At 52.0% G+C, this 7,394-nt stretch carries 8 protein-coding genes; all 8 read right to left on the reverse strand.

The window, feature by feature from the left end; translation table 11 throughout:
• The 8 genes from HMPREF0080_RS00475 to pyrF all read right to left on the reverse strand — a co-directional run bounded on the left by HMPREF0080_RS00475 (position 1) and on the right by pyrF (position 7,252).
• Positions 1-1,059, reverse strand: coding sequence for a carbamoyl phosphate synthase small subunit (locus HMPREF0080_RS00475; RefSeq protein ID WP_006789095.1), 1,059 nt, complete (start codon positions 1,057-1,059; stop codon positions 1-3).
• Positions 1,056-2,345, reverse strand: coding sequence for a dihydroorotase (locus tag HMPREF0080_RS00480; RefSeq protein ID WP_040346637.1), 1,290 nt, complete (start codon positions 2,343-2,345; stop codon positions 1,056-1,058). The genes HMPREF0080_RS00475 and HMPREF0080_RS00480 overlap by 4 nt, the downstream gene beginning before the upstream one ends.
• Positions 2,329-3,276 (reverse strand): aspartate carbamoyltransferase catalytic subunit, encoded by a 948-nt coding sequence (locus HMPREF0080_RS00485; RefSeq protein ID WP_040346646.1) that lies wholly within the window; start codon positions 3,274-3,276, stop codon positions 2,329-2,331. Before HMPREF0080_RS00485 ends, HMPREF0080_RS00480 begins: the two co-directional genes overlap by 17 nt.
• 238 nt (positions 3,277-3,514) lie before the next feature.
• Entirely contained in the window at positions 3,515-4,000 is a 486-nt protein-coding gene (locus tag HMPREF0080_RS00490; protein ID WP_050808787.1) for a stalk domain-containing protein, read from the reverse strand.
• A gap of 7 nt (positions 4,001-4,007) precedes the next feature.
• The gene (locus tag HMPREF0080_RS00495; RefSeq protein WP_040346639.1) at positions 4,008-4,910 is read right to left on the reverse strand and encodes a DMT family transporter; all 903 of its coding nucleotides are present in this window, start codon (positions 4,908-4,910) and stop codon (positions 4,008-4,010) included.
• 85 nt (positions 4,911-4,995) lie between these two features.
• Positions 4,996-5,928: a hypothetical protein gene (locus HMPREF0080_RS00500; RefSeq protein ID WP_006789101.1), complete on the reverse strand. Its 933-nt coding sequence runs from the start codon at positions 5,926-5,928 to the stop codon at positions 4,996-4,998.
• Between the two features lie 20 nt (positions 5,929-5,948).
• Positions 5,949-6,536: an orotate phosphoribosyltransferase gene (gene pyrE, locus HMPREF0080_RS00505; RefSeq protein WP_006789102.1), complete on the reverse strand. Its 588-nt coding sequence runs from the start codon at positions 6,534-6,536 to the stop codon at positions 5,949-5,951.
• 2 nt (positions 6,537-6,538) lie between these two features.
• Entirely contained in the window at positions 6,539-7,252 is a 714-nt protein-coding gene (gene pyrF / locus HMPREF0080_RS00510) for an orotidine-5'-phosphate decarboxylase (protein WP_006789103.1), read from the reverse strand.
• Positions 7,253-7,394: the final 142 nt, after the last annotated feature.

Consider the following 7,394-nt stretch of genomic DNA (forward strand, 5'->3'; position numbering starts at 1 on the left):
CTATCTGCCCTCCATCATCTCGACGAACTGTTCAAACAAATACAGGTTATCCGCCGGTCCCGGCGAAGCTTCCGGGTGATACTGCACGCAGAACAGTTTCTTACGGGGATACATAAACCCTTCGAGCGTATTGTCATGCAGATTACGGTGCGTCACGACAACATCCTGCGGCAGAGTCGTTTCATCAATAACGTAGCCGTGGTTCTGAGAAGTAATATACACCCGGCCTGTCCGTATATCCTTGACGGGATGATTCGAGCCGCGATGACCGAAGGTAAGTTTCTTCGCTTTACCGCCGAGAGCAAGGCCTAAAAGCTGAAGTCCCATGCAAATGCCGAAAATCGGCTTTTTGCCGATAAGTTTTTTCACTTCTTCAACCATTTCGGGCACATCTTCCGGATCGCCGGGCCCGTTGGAAAGGAAAATCCCGTCCGGATTGCGCGCCAAAACTTCTTCCGCACGCGTATGACACGGGAATACGGTAAGACGGCAGCCGTTTTTTATCAATTCACGAAGGATATTGTCCTTGGCGCCGTAATCCATAACGGCTACATGGAAACTGCCGTTGCCCAGTTCTTTGATTTTCTTTGTGGAAACTTGGGTAATCTGATCCCGATCAAGCACCGTCGCCATAAGGGTGTCCATATCTTCCCGAGACGTTGTTTCAGGCACGATGATCCCCTTCATCACGCCGTGCTTTCGGATAGCCCGCGTAACGGCGCGCGTATCGACATCATAAAGGCACGGGATATGATGGGTCATAATAAAGGTCGCCAGGGGCCCTTCGTTCTGCCAGTTGCTCGGCGAGGCGCAAAGCTCACTCACGACAAACCCCTTCGCATACGGCCGGTCCGCCTGTTCGATCTCATGGAAAAGGCCGTAGTTGCCGATTAAAGGATAGGTCATTGTAATGATCTGGCCGGCATAAGACGGATCCGTAAATGTCTCCTGATAGCCTGTCATACCTGTATTGAAAACGACCTCGCCGACTGCCCGGGCCGCCGTAAGTAAGGTGCCGTAAAATTTCTGACCGCTTTCCAGGATGAGAACACCCTTCATGCCAATACCTCCCCGTCCTTCATTACCAATTTACCGTCTACAATCGTGGCGACCGCCTTTCCCTTCAAAATCATGCCTTCAAAAGGCGTTGATTTCCCCCGGGAATAGAAATCCTCCGGATCGACTGTCCATTCTTTATCCAAATCAATGAGCGTAATATCCGCCTCGTTGCAGACGGCAATGTCACCGCTGTCGAGACCGAGAAGCCGTGCAGGCGTGCTGGTCATAGCCCGGATAAGAGTCATCAAACTGACGGTACCCGTATGGTAGAGGCAGGTCAATACCGCACCGAGAGCGGTTTCCAGCCCGACGAACCCGCTCGGGGCCAAACTGAACTCGCAGTCTTTTTCTTCCGCCGTATGAGGCGCATGATCCGTAACGATAGCGTCGATAGTGCCGTCTGCCAGCCCTTCGACAACAGCCCGGCGATGGCTCTCCGAACGCAGGGGCGGATTCACTTTAAAGCGCGGATCATACGTACGCAGCGCTTCATCTGTCAAAATCATATGCTGCGGGGTTGCTTCGGCCGTAACTTTAAGCCCCTTCGCCTTGGCCCAGCGCACCATATGGACAGCATTTTCCGTGCTGATATGGGCAATATGGACTGCCGCACCCGTCGCTTCCGCCAAGAGGATGTCTCTGGCGACGGCAATATCTTCGGCTGCGGCGGGGCGCCCCTTCAGTCCCAATTCGGCGGAGACAGCGCCTTCATGCATGCAGCCGTCTGCAACGAGGCTCGCCTCTTCACAATGGTCGATGACGATTTTGCCGAACATACTCGCATATTCCATAGCTTTCCGCATGAAATCACAGTTTTCCACATAGCGGCCGTCATCGGAAAAAGCTACAACTCCTTCTCGCGCCATCCCGCCCATAGCGGACAATTCTTTACCTTCAAGGCCTTTAGACAGAGAGCCGATAATGTTTACTTTAACGACTCCTTCCCGCATGATTTTATATTTCAGGCCGTCGACGACGATCGTGCTGTCAATAACGGGCTTTGTGTTCGGCATCGTCGCTACGCGTGTAAAACCGCCGGCCGCGGCCGCCCGTGTACCGCTGGCAATCGTTTCTTTCTGCGACTGGCCGGGTTGCCGCAAATGCACATGCATATCGATAAGACCGGGTGTAACAACGAGCCCTTTCGCATCAATAACCGTTGCCCCGGCGGCAGCCAGTTCCGTACCGATCGCCTTGATTTTATTATCTTCCGTAAGGATATCGCACACGGTATCCTCTCCCGTCGCCGGATTGATCAACCGTCCCCGCTTAACGAGTAATGCCACTTTCATCGCCTCCTATAATCGTCAGGTACAAGACGGCCATGCGTATGCAGACTCCGTTTTTAACCTGTTCCTGAACAGCCGACCGTTCCCCGTAGCAAACATCCGGCTCGATTTCCAGACCTCTGTTCATCGGGCCCGGGTGTATAACGAGTACGTCTTTTTTAGCCGCCTGCAGCCGTTTTCGATCCATGCCGTAAAGGCTGCGGTACTCGCCTTCACTCGGGAAAAAACCGATGCCCTGGCGTTCTTTCTGAATACGCAGGACATTAACCACATCAGCCCCGTCAAGGGCTTCATCCAGGTCATAGTGAAGCGTAACGCCCATCTTTGCCAGTTCGGGCTGCAGCAAGGTCCTCGGCCCGACAAGATGAACGTCCGCACCCAGTTTTTTAAGGCCGTAAATATCGGAGCGGGCCACACGGCTGTGATCAATGTCGCCGACAATGACTGTTTTCAAGCCGTCCACATGCCCTTTAACTTCAATAATCGTATATAAATCGAGGAGCGCCTGTGTGGGATGTTCATGGGCGCCGTCGCCGGCGTTGATAATGATCGGTGCGACATACGTATCGGCAAGAGACGCCGAACCTTCCTGTTTATGCCGCATGACGATGGCATCCGCCCCCATGGCCGTTACGGTAAGGAGCGTGTCTCTGAAACTTTCCCCCCTTTGACGACGGAGCTGCCGCCGGGGCGTGAAGTTGATGACGCTCGCATCAAGATATTTTGCGGCCAGCTCAAAGGAGCCGCGCGTACGCGTACTCGGTTCCCAAAACATATTGACAATGGATTTACCGTGCAAAAGCGGCGCCTTCTTGTCAGCACTGTTGACGATATCTTTCATCCTGCGGGCAGATCGCAGAACAAGCTCAATCTCTTCTTTTGTCGCTCCCGCCAACCCGAGTAAACTTTTTCCTTTTAAACCGGCCACAAGCTCCTCCTTTGCATAAAAAAGACCTTTGCCGAAGGCAAAGGTCATATTATGAGCGCAACAAAAATATGTCCCTTTTTAGCCTCTCCGGACTACATTAAAGGTACAATGAACATTTTGAACATGCCGGCCTCACGGGGCCGTCTCATATCCTTTTACTATTTTATATAGGACGCTGTGCAAAGTCAAGAAATCTTTCATGCTTACCACTCATCCGCCGGTTGCTGAAAAAACAGTCTCAGTGCGCCGCCGAATCCGCTTCAAGATAGGCCCGCTGCGGGGTTATATCAAAAATACCGTGCTGCAAGGATGTTTCATTGCACAATTCACGAAAAAATTCAGCCGGCACATAAATACGGCCGTCTACAATCCGCGCCGCCGCAGCATACATGAAATCCATGGTAAGATCAATAACCGTCAGTTTCCCTTTACGCGCATATGTAGTGCTGCCGACCGTCGCCGACATAGAGGCGATGCTCATATCCGCTGTGGCTGTAGAACGTTCTCCGTCCCATGACACATCATACCCCAAGCCTTCCGCAACGCACGCAAGGGAACCATATAGACCTGTCCGTCCTGATATACCCGTCCTGTAATTATCTTCCCGTCGACGGTCAGCGTATAAGGCGTAACCGTCATAACCGCTTCTGCCGGATGGACAAAAAAAACGGCGCAAAAGAAAATCAAGTTTATAATTATACTGCCTGCTGTCCGTTTCATACATACCCTCCTTACCCGGTAACGCGCCGCTGCGCGACAATCAGAAATACGGTCGCTACGATACAAATCAGCCCGCTCCATTCCGGAACGGTAAATACGGTACCGAGCAGAACGGCGGAACAGACGGATGAAGATACAGGTTCAATCGTTGCCAGCAAGGTTGCATTAAGCGGACCCGCATCACGAATCCCCTGCAAAAAAAGCATATACGTCAGAACGGTGCCGAAAAGGACGATCCCCGCAAAAACAAGCCATGCCGTTACATCGAGATGCGGCATGTGCTCCCAAAAACGAAAAATAACGGCCAAAAACATTCCGCCGGTCAGCATTCCCAACGCGTTAACAGGCACATTGCCCCATTTGCGAACAGGTTTGAGTGACAACATAGTATAAACAACGCAGCTTGCCGCATCAAGAAGGCCCCAGCCGAGAGCCTTTTCCGAAAGGACGAGTTCCGTAATTTTCCCATGCGTAGCTATGAGGACCACTCCGAGGAGAGCAAGCAGGACAGATAGAACCTCTCTGCCGTACGGCAGGCGCTTTCGGGTAATGCAAACAACAACGGCAAGCATAACGACACAGAGAGTCTGTAAAACCGTTGCCGTACCCGCATTGGAATAACTGATGCTGAAGAAATAAGCCAGCTGGTTCAGCATCAGCCCGAAAATACCGTATACGGCAATAGTCCCGAGTTCTTTCGGATGCCTTACTATCGTCCCCACGGCTTTTAGATTACGTACGGTCAAAAGGAAGAAAACCATGCCGGCGCAGATCATGCGCACGCTCGTCAGCCAATAGGGCGAAACATTGTATTGAGAAAGCAAAAATTGACCGGCCACGCCGGAAAGCCCCCAGACAGCGGCGCCCGACGCAGCGCACCAATACCCACGTTCAGTATTTTTCGCAGTACCCAAGGACCGCTTCCTCCTTCCCTTACATTCAAAAAGTGCAGCAGCCCCGTATGCAGAAGGCTACTGCACCACTATAACAAATCAATGCTCACCAGTCCAAAACAGTTCCTGCCGCGTCGGACACCTCCGGCAGTCCCGTCGGTACAGGTTGAATAAGCCAGAAAACAAGCACCGCCAAAACCGTCGCCCCCAGGGCAAGATACGAAAACTTACCGTGCAAGCCGTAATTATACACACCGAAGAAACGGATCGTCAAGGCCGCGCCGACAGTGACAAAAAGCGAGCCGACAGAAAAATACTGATACATGGCGTAACCGGCGATAAGGGCGACGATCATGGACGAGTACATGACGATCGGATACGCTTTTGCAAGAGCCGATTCAGTTTGCCGTCTCATGGAGAAAAACCAGTCATCCGCAATAATGCCGCTGATACCGGTAACGAAAGCGGATATATAGAGAATGCCGTCCCATATGCCGGTAAACCGTCTGCGATCGCCGGAAAGCAGCATGAGGAAGGCAAAGCAAAGAATCAGTACACCGGCAAGGATATAATAATAATCCGCGGGGAACCACCGGATAAGAGCGACTCCCAATACCATTAAGACAGACGAGATAATGCTCATCTTAATGATTTCATTGCGTGACGGCCGCGATTTGAGATCCATCGTATGATACATTTTGGCAAAGGTCTCCGCCAAAAAGAAGGCGATAAACAGCATGATCCCCAAGAAAGGATTAAATGTGGCCAGGGCCAGGGTAATGATGACGGGAATAAGCATTTTTACACCGGGGAAGAAGGTCAGATCCTTAATTCCGAGAATATGCCGCTGCGTGTAGACCGTAAAATAAGTAAACGCGTTGAAAACAAGCATCGTCATAACTGTTTCCAAAGGCGTGCCGCCGATATACAAGAGGGCCATCAGTACCATCATACTCAGATTTATACCTGTAAAACGCGCGATGACGGCGGCAATAACGCCGACATCGAAAAAGGGCAATAATGACAATATATTATCCATGTACTTTATCTCTCCCCATTCTATTGTAAGTGATGGCTGCCGCGTTCCGTCACGGGAACGCCTTTTTTACACAAGGGACAGCTGTCGGCACGATACGTCGGGACAGTAAGATGCAGGAGGGCCTGCACATCTTCCCCGGGAACGCCGAATTCCGCTTTACCGTCGCTGCGGTCAACGAGGAGGCCGACACCGGCAATCACGCCGCCGGCAGCTTTGACAACATCGACGACTTCCTGTACGGAACCGCCTGTGGTAACAATATCTTCAACAATGAGCACGCGTTCTCCCGGCTCAATACGGAAACCGCGGCGCAAAGTCATTTTACCGTTTTCGCGTTCCGTAAAAATAGCACGCGTGCCGAGAGCTTTGCCGACTTCATGGGCCAGGAGAATGCCTCCCGTCATGGGGCCCATAACGGTCCCGACATGTTTATCTTTAAAGCGTGCGGCTAATTCCTTACAGAGTTTCTCCGTATACTGAGGATGCTGTAAGACATTGAACTTTTCTACATACAACGGACTGTGAAGGCCGGATGTTAAGAGAAAATGGCCTTCCAAAACAGCCTCGGTTTCCACCAATAATTCGCGCACCTGTTCTTCCGATAACACAATTATACCCCCTCTATTTCCGCCGCTATCGACAGCGCCGCCGCCCTCGGATCGTCGGCCTTTGTAATCGGCCGGCCGATAACCAGGTAGCTGGCGCCGTTACGCAAGGCCTGTACCGGCGCGGCAATTCGTCTCTGATCGTCCGTACCGGCAAAAGCCGGTCTGATGCCGGGTGTAACAATTACAAAATCAGCACCGTTCACGGCTCTTATTTCCGCCGCTTCACGGGGAGAAGAAACAATGCCGTCGACACCTGCCGCTTTAGCCAGACGGGCCATATGCCCGACCGATTCGCCGATACCGGCCGTATGGCCGAGTTCGCGCCAGGCAGTTTCATCAATACTCGTAAGCACGGTAACCGCCAGAAGCCCGGGCCGCTCGATGCCGATCCGTTCGGCTTCTTCACGCACCGCTTCCGCCGCCGCCCGCATCATAGCCGTGCCGCCGCCCGCATGAAGAGTCATCAAATCCGCCCCGAGGCGGGTCAAGGCCCTCATCGCCTGAGCCGCCGTATGGGGAATGTCATGAACCTTCAAGTCGAGAAAGACACGCTTTCCCGCCGCTTTCAGATACCGTACCGTATCGGGCCCGGCACTGTAAAAAAGCTCCATCCCGACCTTGTAGAAAGAAACGGAATCACCCAGCTTTTCGACAAGATGTTTCATATCCTCCGGTGTACGTACATCAAGGGCCGCAATAATGCGACTGTCCGCCATACAATCATCCCTCCGCCGTATAAAATAAATACTAAAGGCATATCTAATAAATTATCACATGCTTTAAAAGGCCTGTCAAATGAACGAAAGCCGCTGTTTTTACTTTCGTGTAGGATTACAATACATGTGTTACATCACAACT

Source organism: Megasphaera geminata F0357, from assembly GCF_000239275.1.
GTDB classification, from domain to species: Bacteria; Bacillota; Negativicutes; order Veillonellales; family Megasphaeraceae; genus Megasphaera; species Megasphaera geminata.

Bases quoted from the DNA above. Each gene is read 5' to 3' on its own strand.
- HMPREF0080_RS00475 (WP_006789095.1), bottom strand. From the start codon at position 1,059: ATGAAGGGTGTTCTCATCCTGGAAAGCGGTCAGAAATTTTACGGCACC.
- HMPREF0080_RS00490 (WP_050808787.1), bottom strand. From the start codon at position 4,000: ATGTATGAAACGGACAGCAGGCAGTATAATTATAAACTTGATTTTCTT.
- HMPREF0080_RS00500 (WP_006789101.1), bottom strand. From the start codon at position 5,928: ATGGATAATATATTGTCATTATTGCCCTTTTTCGATGTCGGCGTTATT.
- pyrF (WP_006789103.1), bottom strand. From the start codon at position 7,252: ATGGCGGACAGTCGCATTATTGCGGCCCTTGATGTACGTACACCGGAG.